The following is an 18332-nucleotide window of genomic DNA, read 5'->3' as shown; positions in this document are numbered from 1 at the left end:
CTTTCTTCTTCTCCTGGAAGCGGACATTCGGATTGGCCGCAGACGGCAGCACTAGATACGATAGAATCTTTCGGCGTTGGAGCGAAGCAGGGCGATCCGCTCATCCCGGCACAGACCCACTGCGATGGCATGGATCATGGAAATGATCTTGTTTGGGGCCGCAAAAATCAGATCCACAGGCATGTTCGTTCCTACCATCGTCCGCCCGGGACCGAAGGCGTCAAGCACATGGTGCAGCAGCGGCAGTGTGTCCTCGGTCGTCCAAGCCGGTGCGCCCAGACCGAAACCGCACAGTTTGACGCAGACGTTCGGCGCTTGCGCAAGACGGCTGATCGCCGAACGCCAACCGGCCAGCCCTTCCGAACTGCGATCTGCCACCATGCCGAAATGTTCCAAGGCTATTATCGTGTTGGGAAAGGCGCGCGCCAGCGCCAGCGCCATGTCCATTTGCGGCCAGTAGAGCTGCAGGTCGAAACTCAGGCCGAGCCGCGCGAGCCGGGCAAAGCCGCGCCGCCATTGCGCGGTTTCCATCAGGTCGGGGCTTGGCGCGCTGCGCAGGCGGGGGTCGTCGTGCCAGTTGAGGATCTGGCGGATACCGCGCACGCGCGGAAAGCCGACATGGGCCTCCAGAAGGCGCTCGACATCTGGAGCAGCGAGGTCCGCATAGGCGACGATCGCGTCCGGCATGCCTTCCTTCCTAGCCAGCGAGCTCAGCCAGCGCGTCTCGTCGAGCGGATCATGCGGATTGCGGCCGTTCTGGACATGCACCGTTTTCACGATGGTGAGTCCTTCCATGTCGCGGCGGTAATCGGCCGGCAAATAGTCGCGGCGGATGGGCGTCAGGTCGCCCTCCAGCGGCTCCGGCCGGTCGGGGTCGAGCCACGGATAGGCGGCATCGGACAGACTTTGGAAATGCTGGTGCGTGTCGACGATCGCCCAGCTTTCGTCGGCGGGCATCATCCGCGCTTTCTGGTCCATTGGTCGGCGAAGACGGCGAGAATGACGACCGCGCCCGACGCCACATATTGCCAGAAGGACGGCACGTTCATCAGGGTCAGCCCGTTCTGCAGGGCACCGAGTGTCAAGGCGCCGATAAGCGACCCCAGTGGATTGCCGACGCCGCCGAACAGGCTTGCCCCGCCGATCACCGCCGAGCCGATCGCCTGCAGCTCGAAACCGCTGCCGCCGATCGGTTCAGCAGCGCCGATGCGCGCGATCAGCACGAAGCCGGCAAGGCTCGAAAGCACGCCGGAAATCGTATAGACTGTGACCTTCACCCGTTCGATGTTGACGCCCGAGAGCCGCGCTGCCTCCTCATTACCGCCGATGGCGATGATCTGCTCGCCAAGTGCTGTGTAGCGGACCAGAAGATAGGCAAGGGCCGCGACCGCCAACGCCAAAAGCACGGGCGTCGGGATGTCGAACAGGCGGCCGGCGAAGATGGAGCGGAACTCCTTGGCCAGTCCGTAGATCGGCTGGCCGTCGGTGTAGATCAGTGCGGCGCCCCTGAAGATGCTGAGCGTGCCGAGCGTCACGATGAAGTCGGGCAGCTTCAGCTTCGCGATCAGCACGCCGTTAAGGAAGCCGCCGACCAGCCCGACCAGCAATCCGGCGCCGATGCCGGCCAGCAGCCCATGCGAAAGCATATCGGCCGCCACCATGCTGGACAGGCCGACGACCGAGCCCACAGACAGGTCGATGCCCTTGGTCATGATGACCAGCGTCATGCCGACTGCGATCACCGCGTTGATCGAGGATTGAAGCATAATGTCGATTAGGTTCGATGGCTGATAGAAAGTGCTGTTGAGCACCGAGAACATCAGGAAAAGCGCCACGCAGCCGATCGCCACGCTTGCCTTGCGTAGCGTATCGCCGCGCCGCGGCGCCGCCGGGCTTTTCTTCTCGGCCTTGTCCGTGCGGGGAAGGGAACTGAGTTCGGTCACGGATTGTCCTCTCTGGCAGCGAGCGCAATCAGCCGCTCCTCGGTGAGGCCGGCATCATTGTCGACCATGGCGCGCAACCGGCCGCCGCTGACGATGCCGATGCGGTGGCAGATGAGCAGAAGTTCCGGCAGTTCGGACGACACGACCAGCAGCGCAGCGCCATCCGCGGCGAGTCGGCGCAGCAGCGCATAGATTTCCGCCTTGGCGCCGACATCGATGCCCCTAGTCGGTTCGTCGAACAGGAAGACACGCGCGCCGGTCGCCAGCCAGCGGGCGATCACCACCTTTTGCTGGTTGCCGCCGGAGAGGTTGCGCATCTCGGTGCTGATCGACGGCGGCCGGATATGCAATTCGTCCACGTAGCGCTTGGCCGCTCGCCGTCTCTCGGCACCCTTGATCACGCCGAGCGAGGCAAAACGGCCGTGATTGCCAAGGCCGAAATTGCGCTCAACATTCGTCATCGGGACAATGGCATGGCCTCTGCGGTCCTCGGGGATCAGCGCGATCTCGGCCCGCATAGCATCCGCGGGTGCGCCCAGCGTCGCGCGTTTGCCCGCGACGTTGATTTCGCCACCTGACAGCGGATCGATGCCGAAGCAGGCGCGCAGGATGGCCGAGCGTCCCGAGCCGACAAGGCCCGACAGACCGACGATCTCGCCGGCGCCGACCGACAGGCTGACATCCTTGATGCGGGCGGTGGAGATGCCGCGCAGCTCCAGAAGCGGCGCGCTGTGGACCGGCGCCGGCTTTTGGGCGCTCATCTCGCGCGACAATTCGCGGCCGGCGATCAGCTCGTTGAGCCTGGCCTCGGAGTAGTCGCCGATCGGACCGGAGGCGACGACCGCGCCGTCGCGAAGGATGGTGACGTGATCGGCTATAGCGCGAATTTCGTTCATCCGGTGCGAGATGTAGACGATGGCCTTGCCTGCCGCCTGGAGGCGCCGGATCACGGCGAACAGGCTCTCCTGCTCCGCCGGCGTCAAGCTCGATGTCGGCTCGTCGAAGGCAATGATGCGGCCGCCGCGGGCGAGCGTGCGGCTGATCTCGACCAGTTGCCGGTCGGCCATGCCGAGCGCCGATACCGGCGTGTCGGTCTTAAGATGCGGCGCGAGGTCGTCGAGGATGGCGCGTGCCTCACGGCGGAAGCCCGCGCGCGGAACGCGCTCCAACCCACGCGTGCGGCCGAGGAAGATGTTCTGGGCGACGTCCAGTTGCGGCACCAGGCTGAGCTCCTGGCTGACGAGGCCGATGCCCATCGCCAGCGCGTCGCGCGGGCCGTCGATGCGGACAGTGCCGACCGGATCGAGGGTGATCTCCCCTTCGTCCGGCTGCACGATGCCGAACATGACCTTCATCAGCGTCGACTTGCCGGCGCCGTTTTCGCCGAGAAGGGCATGGACCTGGCCACCGCGCAGATCGAGGTCGACGCCCTTCAGCGCCTGAACGCCGGCGAAACGCTTGGCGATACCGGTCATCCGAAGCGCGGGAGGACGGCTTTCGCCGTCCTCTGCTTGGGAGGTCGCATTTAACACTGAGATAGCTTCAGTTGGTCTTGGGATCAGGGAAATCCTTGACGTTGTCTTTGGTGATAACCGCCTGGGGCGAAAGGACCCACTGCGGAATGGCCTGGCAGCCTAGAAGCCGCAACGCCATCTGGACGCCAAGCTGGCCCTCCTCGAAGGGAAACTCCGCCACGGTTGCACGCATCTCCCCGGCGCCGACCGACTTCTTGGCTTCCCGGATACCATCGGTGCCGACGACCGCGACTTGTTCTAGGCTGCTGCCGCTGGTGACGGCTTCGACCGCGCCGAGCGCCATGCCGTCATTGTTGGCGTAGATGCCGACAAGGTCCGGAGTCTGGCGAAGGATGTTCGAAGTTGCGTTCAACGCGGTCAGCCGGTCCCAGTTTCCCGGCTGGCTCGCGACGAGTTCCAGATTGGGATACTTCTTCAGTTCTTCCTTGAAGCCCTGAATGCGCAGGCGTGCATTGGGCGAGCCGGCGGCACCCTCGATCTGGGCCACCTTGCCGCCGTTTGGATAGGTCTGGTGCAGGAAGGCGGCCGCCTTGGCGCCGATGGACACCTGGTCGGTGCCGATATAGGTGCTGGCGCCTTCGGTGCGCGCGTCGTCAATGATGACGGTCGGGATGTTGGCGGCGCGCGCCGCTTCGATCACCGGGGCGAGGTTTGAATCGGACTGCGGCGAAAGCAGCAGCGCGTCCGGCTTCTGCGACAACACTGTCTGGGCAAGGTTGAGTTGCTCGATCATCGAGCTTTCGTCCTTGGCGGCCTGCACGTCGACACTGATCTTGTATTTTGATGCCTCGGCCTTCGCGCCGGCCGCGACGTCCTGCCAGAACTCGTTGATCAGCGTCTTGGTCACATAGGCAAAATGCAGTTCCTTCTTCGGCGCCGGCACCGCGCCGAATTCCGCCTCGAGCGCCGTCGATTCGATCTTGTCCATCTTGGCCGTCGGATAGGCCGGGCAGCTGTCGTCGGCAAAAGCGGGGGCCGCGCCGAAAAGGGCGAGCGCCGTCGAGGCGGCGAGTACGCCGCTTATCCGTAACTTCATCGAATTTCCTCCCATGGGTACCGGATCACCTCCGGAACTTCCTCTTCCCTATAGACCCGTGCGCCAGGGGCTTCACCTCTCGCCTGCAAGCGCTCCGACTGTTCACGACTTCACCGTGTTGCAGCAAGTTGGAAATTAGAGCATTCGATCTGTTAGATTCAAATTAGAAGCCCTTTTCGATTCTTTAGCCCACCTTAAAGAAAAATGGTATGGACTGGGACGGTGCGGTGGTGGAGGAGGCAATGCAAATACCTGTCAAGGCCATCTGGGTCTTTCATGCCGCAGCCCAGGCGGGCAGCATCTCGCGCGCCGCCGAGGAGTTCGGCGTGACGCCGTCGGCGGTCACCCAGCAGATCCAGGCGCTGGAAACCCAGCTTGGCGTCAGCCTGATGACCAAGATGGGCCGCCGCGTCGTGCTGACGGAAGCAGGCGAGCGCTATTTCGCCACCATCACCGACGAGATCGAGCGCATATCCGAGGCCACCAGCACGATCCGCGGCTATCGGTCGGTGACGATGCTGACGGTGCGGGCGACGCCGACGCTTTCCAACAAATGGTTGCTGCCGCGCCTTTCCTCCTTCCTCGACCAGAATCCGGAACTGGAAATCCGCCTCGACGGCACAAATGAGCCGACAGACTTCAACAGGGAACTGGTCGACCTGGAAATACGGCACGGCGATGGCCGCTGGCCGGGCCTTTTCGTCGAGGGCATGGCCGAGGAGAGCTTCATCCCGGCCTGCGCCTCTGCGCTGGCGGCGGCGGGCAGCCTTCGCGCCGAAGATTTGACGCGGTTCCGGCTGATCCATTCGGTGAAGTCGCAGGCGCAATGGCCGGCCTGGTTCAAGCTGGCGGGCATGCAGCCGGCGCAAAGATGGGGCCGCATCTTGTTCGACCGTTCCCATATGGCGATCGACGCGGCGCTGGACGGGATGGGCATCGCGCTGGAAAGCAGCATGATGATGGAGCGCGAGCTGCGCGAGGGCCGGCTCGTCTGCCCCGTCCCCGATCCTCCTTCGCTGCGCATTGTCACGCAGTGGATCGTGTGCCCGCGTGATCATCTGCGGCACAAGAAGGTGCGGCTGTTCCTCGATTGGCTGCGCGCCGAACGCGACGCGTTGCCAGGCCAGCCGGCATAAAGACAAAGCCACCAAGCGAGGTTGGAGCCTTCAAATATTGTCGGCGGTCGCGCGCTCATCGCGCACTTGATAACTTTACGACTTTCTGTATTTGTGTGAAAAACTTGAAGGTCCGAAGGTTCGCATGCTTTCCCGTTTCGCCACCCGATTGAACTCGTTCGCCTCCGCGCCGCAGCTGCAATGGCCGGACCTCTCCGGCAAGCCCAGCATGATGCAGATGGCCGAGCGCGCCGCCACCGTTCGTGGTCTTACCGATGTGGATCTGAATTTTCCCGACCACGTGTCCGGCGAGCCGGCGGACATTGCCCGGCGCATCGGCGACCTCGGCTTATCCGTCAACGGCCTTGCCATGCGCTACTACACCAACCCGGCCTTCAAGCGCGGCGCCTTTACTAATCCGGATGCTGCGGTTAGGCGAGAGGCCATCGACCTGACCAAGCGCGGCATCGACGCAGCACGCGCCGTGGGCGCGAACCTGATGACGATCTGGCTCGGCCAGGACGGGTTCGACTACAATTTCCAGCTCGACTATGCGCAGGTCTGGGACTGGGAGGTGGCCGGCATCCGGGAGGTGGCGGAGCACGACCCGGATTGCCGCATCAGCATCGAGTATAAACCCGACGAGCCGCGCGCCCAGTCGCTGCTGCCTGACGCGGCGACGACGCTGCTGGCTATCGCCGAGGCCGGCTCGCCCAATCTCGGCGTCACCATCGATTTCGCGCACGCGCTCTATGCCGGCGAGCAGCCGGCGCTTGCCGCGCATTTGATCAACCGCCGTAGCCGGCTGCTCGGCGTGCATCTTAACGACGGATACGGCAAGCGCGACGACGGGCTGATGGTAGGCGCGGTGCATATGCGCTCCACGCTGGAACTGCTACACCAGATTCGCCGCGACGGCTTTGACGGCGCGCTCTACTTCGACACGTTTCCGGACCTGAGCGGGCTCGATCCGGTCGCCGAATGCGAAGCCAACATTGCGACGGTGCGGCGATTGCTGGAGATCGCCGATGGACTGGCCGGCGACAACGGCCTTGCCGACGCGCTGGCCCGTCAGGACGCCGTGACCAGCCAGAGGATCGTCAATCGGGCTTTGATCGGCGCGTAGCGGGAAAGCGATAATGCCGAGGGAAAACGCATGAGCCTGCCGCTTGGCGATCCGAGAACCATCGGCCCGCGCATCCGCATGATGATGCCGCATCTCACGCCGCTCGAGGGACGGGTGGTCGACATGATCCTCGGCCGGCGCGACTTCGGCGAAAACACACCACTGAAAACCGTGGCCGAAGACGCCGGCGTGTCGGAGGCCATGATCGTCAAGATCGCCAAGAAACTCGGCTTCGACGGTTTCAAGGATTTCCGGGCTGGCCTCGCCGGCTACAACCGCCTGCCGACGGCCGAATTGCATGAAGAACTCTCGCCCGACGATACCGATGCCGAGATCGCGCGCAAAGTGTTCCGCACTTCGGTGCATGCCTTGGAGGAGACACTTGCGATTCTCGATCCCGAGGCGCTCGAGCGTGCAGCCGACCTGATCTTCGGCGCGCGCCAGCGCGACCTCTACGGTGTCGGCGGCTCTGCCCAGATCGCGCGCGACGTCGCGCACAAGCTGCTACGCATCGGCGTGCGCACCAGCGTGTTCGACGACGCGCATATGATGTTGATGTCGGCTTCACTTCTGGGAGAAGGGGATGTCGCCATTGGCTTCTCCCATTCGGGCACCAGCACGGCGGTGATCGAGCCCATTGAACTTGCGCGCCGGCGCGGCGCGCGCACGATCGCGCTCACCAACTATGCGACTTCGCCGCTCGCCTCGGTCGCCGACATAGTGCTGTGCTCGACTGCCCAGGGCTCGCCGCTCTTGGGTGAGAATGCTGCCGCACGCATTGCCCAGCTGGTCATATTCGATGCCGTCTTCGCGGCGGTCGCGCGGCGTGACCTGAAGGCGGCCGAACGCAACCTCGCCGCGACCATGAGCGCTGTCGCTGGCAAGCGGCGCGGCGCATGAGTATCGCGCCGCGGCCCGTCGTCGTTGCGGTCGGCAGTCTTCACTATGACATCATGATCGACGCGCCCGACCGTCCGCGCAAGGGCGAGACGGTGACCGGCTTCGGCTGGCGGCCGAAATTCGGCGGCAAGGGTGGCAATCAGGCAGTGGCGGCGGCAAAGGCCGGCGCCGACGTGCGCATGGTCGGTGCCGTAGGCGACGATGATTTCGGCCGGTTTCTTCTCGCCAACCTTACCGCAGCCGGTGTCGACGCTTCGCGTATCGCCCACACTGCCGGTCGCGGCTCGGGCATGAGCGTCGCCATCAGCGACAGCGGTGGGGATTATGGCGCCGTGATCGTCTCAGGCGCCAACACTGCCCTCGATCCCGAGAGCCTCGACGACCTCACGCTTTGGCGAGACGCGGGCATTCTCATCCTGCAGAACGAAATGCCGGACGCCGTCAACCTTGCCGCCGCCAAGGCCGCGAAACTGGCGGGCGTGCCGGTGTGCCTCAACGCCGCCCCGTACCGGCCGCTAACGGACGAATTCATCACGCTGGTCGACATCATGATGGTCAACGCCATCGAGGCCGAACAGTTTTGCGGCTCACCGGTCGGGGATATCGCCTCGGCCGTCGGCGCGGCCAGGCTGCTCTCGACCAGTTTTGCGACGGTGGTGGTGACGGTGGGCGGAGACGGCGTGGTCGGCTTGCAGCGCGGCCATGAGCCGGTTGTGGTGCCTGCCATTCCCGTACGATTGATCAGCACGCATGGCGCGGGCGATGTCTTCGCCGGAACCTTTGCCGCTGCGTTTGCCGCGGGTCGCCCCTTCGCGGTGTGTCTCGATCTCGCGAACCAGGCGGCCGCCAGGCACGTCTCGACCCGAGAGAATGCCGGCCTCGTGCGTGCTTCAATCTTTAGCGCAACTAAACGATCAAGCTCACCTTCTAAATTGAGCTAACAGCTCTCCCGCAATACGAATGTAGCGGTTCGGCAAACAGGGCCGGACCATCGGCAGCAAGGCTTGCCGGGGAGGCAATTGCGCCATTGGGGGAAGGTGTCGAGCGCCTTCACAGCGTGTCTACGGTGAACCGGGGTACGAAGGCCTTTATGCGCCTCGCCAACGCCTGCGCGCCGTGTCGAATTCGGTGATGCGAAGGATACGAACATGAATCTTTATACCCTGCTTGCCGCGCGCGCGGAGCGTGGACGCCCGGTGCGGGTGGGCCTGATCGGCGCCGGCAAATTCGGCTCGATGGTGCTGTCGCAGGCGCAACGTATCGCCGGATACCATATGGTCGCAGTGGCCGACCTGAACGTCTCTAAGGCGCGGGAATCGCTGCAGCGCGTCGGCTGGCCGGCCGAGCGGTATCAGGCGAAGAATGCCGGCGAAGCGGTGAAGAACGGCACGACCTTCGTCACCGACGATGTCGCCGCCCTGCTTGCCTGCGAAGAGATCGAATGCCTGATCGAGGCGACCGGCCATCCGATTGCCGGAACCCGTCATGCGCTCGCGGCGATCGAGGCCGGCAAGCATGTCGTCATGGTCAATGTCGAGGCGGACGTCATGGTCGGACCGATACTGGCCGAAAAGGCTCGCCGGAAAGGCGTCATCTATTCGATGGCCTATGGCGACCAGCCGGCGCTGATCTGCGAGCTGGTGGATTGGGCGCGTGCGACCGGCTTCGAGGTGACGGCGGCCGGCAAGGGGATGAATTTCGAGCCGCGCTACCGTTATTCCACGCCCGACACCGTCTGGGGCTTCTTCGGCTGGAGCGAGGAGGAAGTGGCGAAGGGCGACTTCAATCCGAAGATGTACAACTCGTTCACCGATGGCACCAAGGCGGCGATCGAGATGGCAGCGGTCGCCAACGGCACGGGTCTCGACTGTCCCGATGACGGGTTGGGTTTCCCGCCCTGCGGCCTGCACGATCTTGCCAAGGTGTTCCGCCCGGCCGCTGATGGTGGGCGCATGGCGCGCTCGGGCCTTGTCGATATCGCCGCGAGCCAGGAGCCGGACGGCCGCGAGGTGTTCAACAACATCCGCTACGGCGTCTTCGTCACCTTCAAAGCGCATAACGAGTATTCGCGCGCCTGCTTCAAGCAGTACGGCCTTTTGACCGACCCGTCGGGCTGGTACGCCTCTATGTGGCGGCCCTTCCATATCATCGGGCTGGAAACCTCGATCAGCGCACTGTCGGCCGTGATGCGCAACGAGCCGACCGGGTCGTCTAAGGAGTTCCGCGGCGATGCGGTGGCGACCGCCAAGAAGGATATGCAGCCCGGCGAGATGCTGGACGGCGAGGGCGGCCACGCGGTCTGGGCCAACGCCATTCCAGCCGCGATCAGCCTCGAGCACGCGGCGCTTCCGATCGGTCTGGCGCACAATGTGCGGCTGAAGCGCGCCGTCCGGAAGGACCAGATCGTCTCCTTCAACGATGTCGAACTGATCAACGACCTCGACGTGGTGAAGCTGCGCCGCGAGATGGAAGAACGCTTCCGCCCAACGCCGAGCGTGGCAGCCTGATCATCCAGGAGAGGTTCCATGACAGAGTGCAACGCGCCACGCTTCGTGGTGATCCCCGAATTCCGCGTCAGGCCGCAGGTCAGGACCGCATTTCTCGATGCTGCCCTGGACGACGCCCGCCATTCGCTCGCCGATGAGGCGGGCTGCCGCCGTTTCGATATCGTCTGCCCCGAGGGCGCCGAAGACACGATGTTGTTTTACGAGGTCTATGACGACCGCGCCGCTTTCGAGGCGCATCTGCAAACCCCGCATCTGAAGCGCTTCCAGGCGGCCATGAAGGCTCTCGAGGTCGAAGAGACGGTCGTCCGCTTCGCCGCTCTCGAAAACGCTTGATCAGGCACCGGTTGCGGTAATGAGCGTCACCAGGATCGGCTTCATCGGAACCGGCATCATGGGCGGCCACATGGCCCGCCGGCTGGCGCAGGCCGGCTTAGCCGTGACGGTCTGGAATCGCAGCCTAGGCAAGGCCGAAGCGCTCGAGCGCTTCGGCCTTACTGTTGCCGCCGAAGCCGCCGAGGCGGCGCGGGATGCGGATGTCGTGGTCTCGATGCTGAGCTCGGGGCCGATCTGCGACGAGGTGCTGTTCGGCGCGAATGCCGCCGCCGATGTGATGCCGCCAGGGTCGACGCTCGTGGTGATGAGTTCCATCCCGGTCGAGACCGCGCGCAGGCAAGGGGAACTGGCGGCGCAAAAGGGCATCCGCTACGTCGACGCTCCCGTCTCTGGCGGTGAGACAGGCGCGGATGAAGGGACGCTTGCGATCATGGCGGGCGGTGAAGCCGACACCATAGGCGCGTTGAAGCCCGTGTTTGCCGCGCTCGGGCGTGTCACGCATGTGGGCCCGACCGGCGCCGGCAGCCTTGCAAAACTTGCCAACCAACTGATCGTCGCCAGCAACATCTGCGCCGTCGCCGAAGCGCTGCTGCTGGCGGAGCGCGGCGGTGCCCACCCGGCGCGCGTGCGCGAGGCGCTGCTCGGCGGCTTTGCCGACTCGACAGTGTTCCGCCAGCACGGGCGGCGCATGATCGAGGCCGATTTTGCGCCCGGCGGCACGGCGAGATATCAGATCAAGGATACCGGCACGGCGCTTGCGCTGGCAGCCTCCCTCGGCTTGAGGCTGCCCGTTGCTACCGAGGTCGACCGGATTTTTCGTGGCCTCGTCGACAATGGCGGCGGCGATCTCGACCACAGCGCGGCCATCGTCGAACTGCGGCGGATAAACCTGCGATAAGTGACAGGCTGGACACATCCGTCCGCCTTCTAGCTCGCCATCCGAAAAGCCGCCCGTCCGGTGTCGGCCCTTAACGGACTTCCATTTTGGGGTCGTCTATTCTGCGTGAGAAGCGGACACCTGGTCCGCCACCGTTCTCGGATATGAACTCTATCCCTGCAGCCTCTAGGGCCTGCTGAATGGCGGTCAGGTTGTTACGATGAGGAATTCGAAGCCCTCGCTCGAAATCGACCACCGTTGCGCGCGAAACGCCCGCCGCTTCCGCCAGTTGGTTTTGGCTCCAGCCGAGCATCGCCCTAGCACCTCTGCACTGCTCAACCGACATCGGGTTAAATTTCGAAATCATACTTTTTGCTTGACCTTATGGTCCAAGTCAGGCTAAATGGCTGACATTGAGGAGAGGGCACGAACTCGGTTGGTTACACGCCAACGCGTTTGCGCCAGCCTGACCACTACCAAGCTGGACGGAGCTCGGATCATGGCTGATTCCGACAATACCACGACTTTGCCCCTCGTCACGGGCAGGACCGTAGCTGCCCGAACGGCAAATGCAATGGTGGGGTCGCAGCCAACCGAGGTTGCTCGCAAGATCCTGGATGAGGACCAATCCGCTGATGCCGCTGTAACGGTATGGCGCGAGTGGCAGGAGGCCTTCAAATTGACCGAGCGGCAGTGCCGCGACCAACAGCGGCTGGAGCGGAAGCTTGCCGAAACTGTCGGTTTTCCGCGCGCGACGATCCTGCAGTCCAATGGTGAGAGCCTGACACTGCATTGTCTGAAGGAAATCGGTGAATTGCCTGGCGCCGATTCCATCGACGCAACAATCCGCGCTAAGGCCGAAGCCGACTTGGCGGCCCACCAGATTCGCTGGGATGCCGCCGCTGAAGAAATTGGCTATTCCTCCGCATTGCGCGCTGAACGCGAAGCCGCCGATCGAGCAGAAGAATTGCTTGAGGTATTGTCAGAAACGCCAGCCACTACCCTTGCCGGTGTGGCCGCCAAACTAGATGCCGTGCTTAGGGTAGCTCAGCCGTCGGAAAGCGACGCCGAGTTTCCCTGGCCTCTACTCCGCGCGACCATCAGGGATATTGCCAGGATTAGCCGGCCGAGATAGCCGAGTGCAAGGCGCATCCGTTTCGCGATTTGCAACTCCCCAATACGGAAATCTGCTGAGTTTGTTTCCTTGCGGCGCACCGCGACAGACTCACATTCCGAGGAGTGATCGATGCAGTAGCGAGAGGCCAGCTCGGAATCGAAGCGGCTCCTGCTACTGCGGCGGGGACAAAGGCCAACCTCAACCGAGCCCTCATCCCGCTGATCGGCAGGTCGGCAGGCAGAGAGCCATCGTTCGCGTCCAGTCGGACGTATCGCAACCCCAGCTTGCCCGAACTATAGGCATCAGCTTTGTTCATGGCTCTGGCCTGTTGTAATGCGAAGAGGAGAGTTCACCATGTCCAGGATTGGTCGCCGCGCCTTACTCTGCGATTCCGGTTGCGCAGTCGCTGCTGCCACCGTTCCAGCAAACGCTCGCGGCACAGAACCGATGAGCCGTGATCGGCAACCATCCATCGACCTGCGAACTCCGATTGAGGCGCACACGGCAGCGCACGGTGCGTTTGGGAAGGCCGTCCACCAAAGAGGCAGTCGCGGCTGCGATCACATCAAGGCTGGCCGAGAGGAGGAGGGGCGCTACTAGCCATCTGCGCCTATCGTGCGGTCGGGGAAGGCGATCGCTTGGCCAAGGCCCGATATCTCTTTGCAGATCGAGGCGCGCGGCGAGCTCGACCTGCCAGAACACATCAAGGCTGTTGTCCGCTCTACGATGTGATGGGGTGAGATTTCCCAGCGCGTCGACTTTCGGACCCGGACTGTCTGCTTTGCGCCTCAATGCCGGTCATACGGGCCGCGTTAGCCTCTTACTGGAAGCAGACGTCAGTTGTGGCAAGCTATCGGTCTATCGTGCTCACAAGCATTTTCTCTGATTGGCCAACACTGAAGACTGGTTGCACGCTCTCGTACGGGCCGTGAGCTAAAAAGCCAGACTTGGACTTCTTGGCTATCCGGCTAGCCTCGCAGACCCGCCAACCGCATGGCTCCGGTAACTTCGCCTAGAATGCTCGGAGCTATGCCCACCGCCGCCGACCAGCCGCCGATGGTAAAATGCGGTTCGAGCGCCATCAGCCGCGCGCCCACCGCCTTTGCCTCCTCGATCCGGCCGAGCCTAGCCAGGGGCGCGGCCAGCCAGCCATGCAGGATGCTGAAGCCGGGGTTGAGCTCCACGGCGCGGCGGCCCGCGGCTACGGCCTGCTCGTGACGGCCGGCCAAGAAATTGCTGAAGCCGATGATGCCTTGCGGCACACAGCTCATGGCGTCGAGCGGGGAGAGCCGCATCGCCCGCTCGCACCAGTCGATCGCACGCGCCGCATCGCCGCCATAGGCCACCGGCACGCAGCCGAAGGCATAGACGAAGGCACAGGAGGCGCTCAGCGCCAAAGCCGCCGCGAACGCCTCGTCGGCGAGCCTGCGGTCATGCTCGACAAGGCCGATGGTGAAGCCGGCAAGGGCCAGCGCCATCGCGTCGCCCGGGCCGTGCTCGATCGCGGCATGCGCATGGCGGGCGGCCTTGTCGCGGTGCTCGCTTTGCATGCCGCCGCGGATGAACAGCGTCTGGTGCGCCCAGGCGGCGAAACCGTGGGCAAGCGCATAGCTCGGTTCTATAGCCAGAGCCTTGTCGAGCAGCGGCATGCCCTTGGCGGCGCCTTGCGGCATGAAGGTGTAGACATCGGGCAAGGCGCGCAGCAACAGGTCATAGGCGTCGAGGCTGTCGGGGCGCTTGCGCTTGACGCGCTCGATCTCGGCCCGGCGCAAATTGGGTTCGATCGCCGCAACCACGCTGATGGTGATTTCGTCCTGCAGCGCGAACACGTCGGTCAGGTCGCGATCGTAGCGTTCGGCCCAGATATGGCTGCCGTCCTCGGCATCGATCAACTGGCCGGTGATGCGCACCCGGCTGCCCACCTTGCGCACGCTGCCTTCCAGCACGTAGCGCACGCCGAGCTCGCGGCCAACCTGCTTCACGTCGACCGCGCGGCCCTTATAGGTGAAGCTCGAGTTCCGCGCGATTACGAACAACCAGCGGATGCGCGACAGGCCGGTGATGATGTCCTCGACCATGCCGTCGGCGAAATAATCCTGCTCGGGGTCGCCGCTCATATTCTGGAAAGGCAGCACCGCGATGGAGGGGCGGGCCGGGATGTCGGGGCAGGGCGCCGCCTGCTCCGCCGCCTGGCGGCCGCCTTCCTCGCGCACCGAGCCGACGAAGCGGAGCCCTCGGCGCAGGATGGTGCGGATCAGCCGCTGCTCCTCGCCACTGTCGCCGAGCGCGCTGCGGGCGGCGTTGACGCGGCTGGCCAGCGTGGCGTCGGAAACGATGCGGCCCTGCCAGACAACGTCGACAAGGTCGTCCTTGCTCACCACGCGCTCGCGGTTGCGGATCAGATATTGCAGCAGGTCGAAGACCTGCGGCTCGACCGGGATCAAATCATTGCCGCGGCGCAGTTCGCGCCGATCGCCGTCCAAAGCGAAATCCTCGAAATGATACGGCAATTTTTTTTGCTCCAGATCGCGCAAATGGCGTTTCCAACACTGTAGCCGCGTCGTGGACGTAAAATCAAAGCGATCTCAAGGGAAAATCAAGAGGTCCTGAAGGCCGCCTCAAAGCGAGCATGGCCGCTCCGTCGCATAGTCCTCCTGCAACCAAACGCAAACAACGCTTTTGAAAAGGAGAACTGGAAATGTCGAACAACACAGCAAAATCTGTCGTCCTCGTGCATGGCGGCTTCGTCGATGGCTCCGGCTGGGAAGGGCTCTACCACCAGCTCAAGAAGGACGGCTTTGACGTCATCATCGCCCAAAACCCCACCACCTCGCTCGCCGACGACGTCGCGGTGACGAAGCGCGCCATTGCCGAAGCCAAGGGCGACGTCATCCTGGTCGGCCATTCCTATGGTGGCGTCGTGGTGTCGGAAGCCGGCACGGATCCGAAGGTCTCGGCCGTGGTTTACATCGCGGCTTTCGCGGCGGATGCCGGCGAGTCGGTCTCGACCCTAATCGCCAACCCGCCTCCCGGTGCCCCGGTCCCGCCGATCCTGCCGCCGGTCGACGGCTTCCTGATGCTGGACAAGGAAAAGTTCGCCGCCTCCTTCGCCGCCGACGTGCGTCCGTCGCTTGCCGCCTTCATGGCGGACTCGCAGGTTCCGTGGGGTGTGGCAGCGCTCGAAGGCAAGGTCACCAAGCCGGCCTGGAGAGTGAAGCCGAGCTGGTACCTGGTTGCCACCGACGACCACATGATCCCGCCGCCGGCACAGCGCCAGATGGCCAACCGGGCCGGCGCGACGACCGTGGAAGTGCCCGGCAGCCATGCCGTTTACGTCTCCGATCCCAAGGCCGTCGCCGACCTCATCGAGAAGGCCGCCGCCGCGACGAACTGAACCGCGCATAGACTATGCAGACAACCTGGGCGCAGGGCGGCGCCCGGGTCATCTCTTTGAGTTTCAGAGATCGCGCACAGGTCGCACGCACCTACTGAACTCACAGGCCCAAAAGCCCATGCGCACATCGTGAGGGCCGGCGACCTGAACCAGGAGGCGTTCGACAAAGCACTGCATTACATAGGCGGTGGCAGCGCCGACTGTGCCAGAGCCTGCCGGGAGGGGAGAGGATGCTGCTCGTCATCTGCGGCTATACTGCCGCTGGGGAGGGCGATCGCCTAGCCAAGGCCCACCAGACATCGTCTGCTAAGATTCGGACCGTCCGGAAATTTTCAGGCCACGTCCCGCCGAATTGGCTTACGATCATCAGCCGCGAACACCGCGCTCGCCTCGCTGACGATAGAGACATGGTCCCTCGCGGCCTTGCCCGCAGCCACGCCGTTTCCGCGCATGATTGCGGTGACGATCAGGTCGTGTTCCTGCCAGGATTTGGCCAGCCGTCCGGGCAGCATGAACTGCGCGCGGCGGAAGGGTGCCAGCCGGCTGCGGGTCATCACGGTGAGATCGTGGATATGCGTATTGTGCGCGCCACGGTAAAGCCGGCTGTGGAACTCGGTGTTGAAATACTCATAGTCCTCCTCGGCGCCCAGCTGCACCATCCGCGCCGAAGCCTGGTGCTCGATCTCGAGCCCGCGACGCTCGCTGCTGGTCATGCGCTCGGCCGACAAGCGCGCGCAGATCGCTTCCAGTTCGGCCATGCTCTCGAACATCGAGGCGAGATGCTCCTGCGTCACGACGGCAACGATAGCGCCCCTGTTGGGCCGCCTCTCGACGAGGCCCATGGCGCTGAGCTGGCCGAGCGCTTCCCTGACAGGAGTGCGTGACACGTCGAAGCGAGCGGCGAGCGAGGTCTCGTCCAGCTTTTCGCCGGGGCGCAGGTAGCCAGTGACGATCCGGTCGCCGATCGCCCTGACCATCTGATCCACGGTCGTGCCCGACCTGATCAAGCTGCGCTTCCCCGACAATTTTCCTCCGTCGTGTCTTCTTCATGGAGCCGGCCGACTCGTTGGCCTTTCGACTCGGATGTGCCCTCTATGCCTCTATTTTAATCTGCCTGTCAAATTGGCTACTTTCGAGGCAACAAGTGCATGCAATTGCCTTCAGCATAGGCACCAGGCTTCGAACTGACAGCTGATTTTATTGAATAAAGTCAAATTCGCAAACTGGCACAGCGATTGCATGCACTTTCCTTGACGGCATGTTAACCGACCCGGAAAAGGGTCCAAAGGGGAGCATTCACCATGACCGACAGATTCATGCTTAACCGCCGCCAACTGCTCAAAACCACCGCCGCGGGAGCCGCACTAGGCCTCGCCTCGACATCCTTTCCCATGGGCCGTGCCTTCGCCGCCTCTGCCACTGTCGGCTTCATCTATGTCGGCCCGAAGGACGACTATGGCTACAACCAGGCGCATGCCGAAGGCGCCGCGTCGCTGAAGGGCATCGAAGGCATCTCCGTCGTCGAGGAGGAAAACGTTCCCGAGACGGTCGACGTCCAGAAGACGATGGAATCGATGATCAACCTCGACGGCGCCTCGCTTATCTTCCCAACCTCCTTCGGCTATTTCGATCCGCACATGCTGGCCATGTGCGCGAAATTCCCCGACGTGCAGTTTCGCCATTGCGGCGGCATGTGGGACAAGGCCAAGCACCCGATGAATGCCGGCTCCTATTTCGGCTATATCGGCATGGGCCAGTACCTGAACGGCGTCGTCGCCGGCCACACCTCGAAGAGCAAGAAGCTCGGTTTCGTCGCCGCCAAGCCCATTCCGCAGGTGCTGCTCAACATCAACTCCTTCCTGCTCGGTGCGCGCTCGGTCGATCCGTCGATCACCTGCCAGGTCATCTTCACCGGCGAATGGTCGCTGGCGGTGAAGGAAGCGGAAGCCACCAACGCGCTGGTCGACCAGGGCGCCGACGTCATCACCTGCCATGTCGACAGCCCGAAAGTGGTGGTCGAGACGGCGGCGGGCCGCGGCGCCTTCGTCTGTGGCTACCACGCCAACCAGAGCCCGCTGGCGCCGGAAAAATACCTGACCGGGGCCGAGTGGAACTGGGCCAAGGTCTACAAGATGTTCGTCGACGACCTCATCGCCGGCACGCCGTTGCCCAATTTCACCCGCGGCGGCCTGGCCGACGGCTTCGTCAAGATGAGTCCGCTCGGTCCCGCCGTCGGCGAGCCGGCCCGCAAGCAATTCGACGCCACCCTGGCCGAAATGATGAAGGGCGGCTTCTCCGTCATCAAGGGCCCGCTGAAGAGCAACAAAGGCGCCGTCGTAGCGACGGAAGGCCAGGCCTTCGTCGAGACAGCCATCGAGCTCGAAAGCATGGACTATCTCGTCGAGGGCATCGTCGGCTCGACCGCCTGAAGCCGAGCGGAGACGGGGAC

General features: G+C 63.7%; 17 protein-coding genes. 10 read left to right on the top strand and 7 right to left on the bottom strand.

Going from position 1 to position 18332, the window contains the following annotated elements; all coding sequences use genetic code 11:
• Positions 1-51: 51 nt before the first annotated feature.
• The 4 genes from FJ974_RS29175 to FJ974_RS29160 form a co-directional block, all read right to left on the bottom strand.
• Positions 52-978: an amidohydrolase family protein gene (locus FJ974_RS29175; protein WP_140537687.1), complete on the bottom strand. Its 927-nt coding sequence runs from the start codon at positions 976-978 to the stop codon at positions 52-54.
• Positions 957-1943: an ABC transporter permease gene (locus FJ974_RS29170; RefSeq protein ID WP_226891674.1), complete on the bottom strand. Its 987-nt coding sequence runs from the start codon at positions 1941-1943 to the stop codon at positions 957-959. Before FJ974_RS29170 ends, FJ974_RS29175 begins: the two co-directional genes overlap by 22 nt.
• On the bottom strand, positions 1940-3418 hold the full coding sequence (locus FJ974_RS29165; RefSeq protein WP_140537689.1) for a sugar ABC transporter ATP-binding protein: 1479 nt from the start codon (positions 3416-3418) through the stop codon (positions 1940-1942). The genes FJ974_RS29170 and FJ974_RS29165 overlap by 4 nt, the downstream gene beginning before the upstream one ends.
• A 67-nt stretch (positions 3419-3485) precedes the next feature.
• Complete coding sequence (locus FJ974_RS29160) at positions 3486-4514, bottom strand: substrate-binding domain-containing protein (RefSeq protein ID WP_181177264.1); 1029 nt, start codon at positions 4512-4514, stop codon at positions 3486-3488.
• A gap of 242 nt (positions 4515-4756) precedes the next feature.
• Here FJ974_RS29160 and FJ974_RS29155 point away from each other — a divergent pair, with 242 nt between their 5' ends.
• The 7 genes from FJ974_RS29155 to FJ974_RS29125 all read left to right on the top strand — a co-directional run bounded on the left by FJ974_RS29155 (position 4757) and on the right by FJ974_RS29125 (position 11393).
• Positions 4757-5650, top strand: a complete 894-nt coding sequence (locus tag FJ974_RS29155) for a LysR substrate-binding domain-containing protein (RefSeq protein ID WP_140537692.1) — start codon at positions 4757-4759, stop codon at positions 5648-5650.
• 124 nt (positions 5651-5774) lie between these two features.
• Positions 5775-6755 carry a sugar phosphate isomerase/epimerase family protein gene (locus FJ974_RS29150; protein WP_140537693.1) on the top strand — a complete coding sequence of 327 codons (981 nt, stop codon included), beginning with the start codon at positions 5775-5777 and terminating at the stop codon, positions 6753-6755.
• A gap of 30 nt (positions 6756-6785) precedes the next feature.
• On the top strand, positions 6786-7655 hold the full coding sequence (locus tag FJ974_RS29145; protein WP_140537694.1) for a MurR/RpiR family transcriptional regulator: 870 nt from the start codon (positions 6786-6788) through the stop codon (positions 7653-7655).
• On the top strand, positions 7652-8596 hold the full coding sequence (locus tag FJ974_RS29140) for a PfkB family carbohydrate kinase (protein ID WP_140537695.1): 945 nt from the start codon (positions 7652-7654) through the stop codon (positions 8594-8596). The genes FJ974_RS29145 and FJ974_RS29140 overlap by 4 nt, the downstream gene beginning before the upstream one ends.
• A 207-nt stretch (positions 8597-8803) precedes the next feature.
• Positions 8804-10162, top strand: coding sequence for an NAD(P)H-dependent oxidoreductase (locus tag FJ974_RS29135; RefSeq protein WP_140537697.1), 1359 nt, complete (start codon positions 8804-8806; stop codon positions 10160-10162).
• Positions 10163-10180: 18 nt separating this feature from the next.
• On the top strand, positions 10181-10495 hold the full coding sequence (locus FJ974_RS29130) for a putative quinol monooxygenase (protein WP_140537698.1): 315 nt from the start codon (positions 10181-10183) through the stop codon (positions 10493-10495).
• 19 nt (positions 10496-10514) lie between these two features.
• Positions 10515-11393 carry an NAD(P)-dependent oxidoreductase gene (locus FJ974_RS29125; protein ID WP_140537699.1) on the top strand — a complete coding sequence of 293 codons (879 nt, stop codon included), beginning with the start codon at positions 10515-10517 and terminating at the stop codon, positions 11391-11393.
• 70 nt (positions 11394-11463) lie between these two features.
• Here FJ974_RS29125 and FJ974_RS29120 read toward each other — a convergent pair whose 3' ends face one another.
• Positions 11464-11739: a helix-turn-helix domain-containing protein gene (locus FJ974_RS29120; RefSeq protein WP_226891673.1), complete on the bottom strand. Its 276-nt coding sequence runs from the start codon at positions 11737-11739 to the stop codon at positions 11464-11466.
• A 132-nt stretch (positions 11740-11871) separates the two neighbouring features.
• On the opposite strand from FJ974_RS29120, the gene FJ974_RS29115 reads away from it, so the two are divergent.
• The gene (locus FJ974_RS29115) at positions 11872-12507 is read left to right on the top strand and encodes a hypothetical protein (protein ID WP_140539329.1); all 636 of its coding nucleotides are present in this window, start codon (positions 11872-11874) and stop codon (positions 12505-12507) included.
• A 950-nt stretch (positions 12508-13457) separates the two neighbouring features.
• On the opposite strand, the gene FJ974_RS29110 is transcribed toward FJ974_RS29115, so the two are convergent.
• Entirely contained in the window at positions 13458-14999 is a 1542-nt protein-coding gene (locus tag FJ974_RS29110; RefSeq protein ID WP_140539268.1) for a winged helix-turn-helix domain-containing tetratricopeptide repeat protein, read from the bottom strand.
• Positions 15000-15187: 188 nt separating this feature from the next.
• Here FJ974_RS29110 and FJ974_RS29105 point away from each other — a divergent pair, with 188 nt between their 5' ends.
• Positions 15188-15883, top strand: a complete 696-nt coding sequence (locus FJ974_RS29105; RefSeq protein WP_140539267.1) for an alpha/beta fold hydrolase — start codon at positions 15188-15190, stop codon at positions 15881-15883.
• 332 nt (positions 15884-16215) lie between these two features.
• Here the strand turns inward: FJ974_RS29105 and FJ974_RS29100 are convergent, their stop codons facing one another.
• The gene (locus FJ974_RS29100; protein WP_140539266.1) at positions 16216-16890 is read right to left on the bottom strand and encodes a GntR family transcriptional regulator; all 675 of its coding nucleotides are present in this window, start codon (positions 16888-16890) and stop codon (positions 16216-16218) included.
• Between the two features lie 294 nt (positions 16891-17184).
• Here FJ974_RS29100 and FJ974_RS29095 point away from each other — a divergent pair, with 294 nt between their 5' ends.
• A complete protein-coding gene (locus tag FJ974_RS29095; RefSeq protein WP_140539265.1) occupies positions 17185-18312 on the top strand; it encodes a BMP family ABC transporter substrate-binding protein in 1128 nt (375 codons plus the stop codon).
• The last annotated feature ends 20 nt before the right edge of the window (positions 18313-18332 follow it).

Source organism: Mesorhizobium sp. B1-1-8, assembly GCF_006442795.2.
GTDB lineage: Bacteria > Pseudomonadota > Alphaproteobacteria > Rhizobiales > Rhizobiaceae > Mesorhizobium.
The sequence above is the reverse complement of the archived record's forward strand: the minus strand, read 5'-3'. Positions and strand labels throughout refer to the sequence as shown.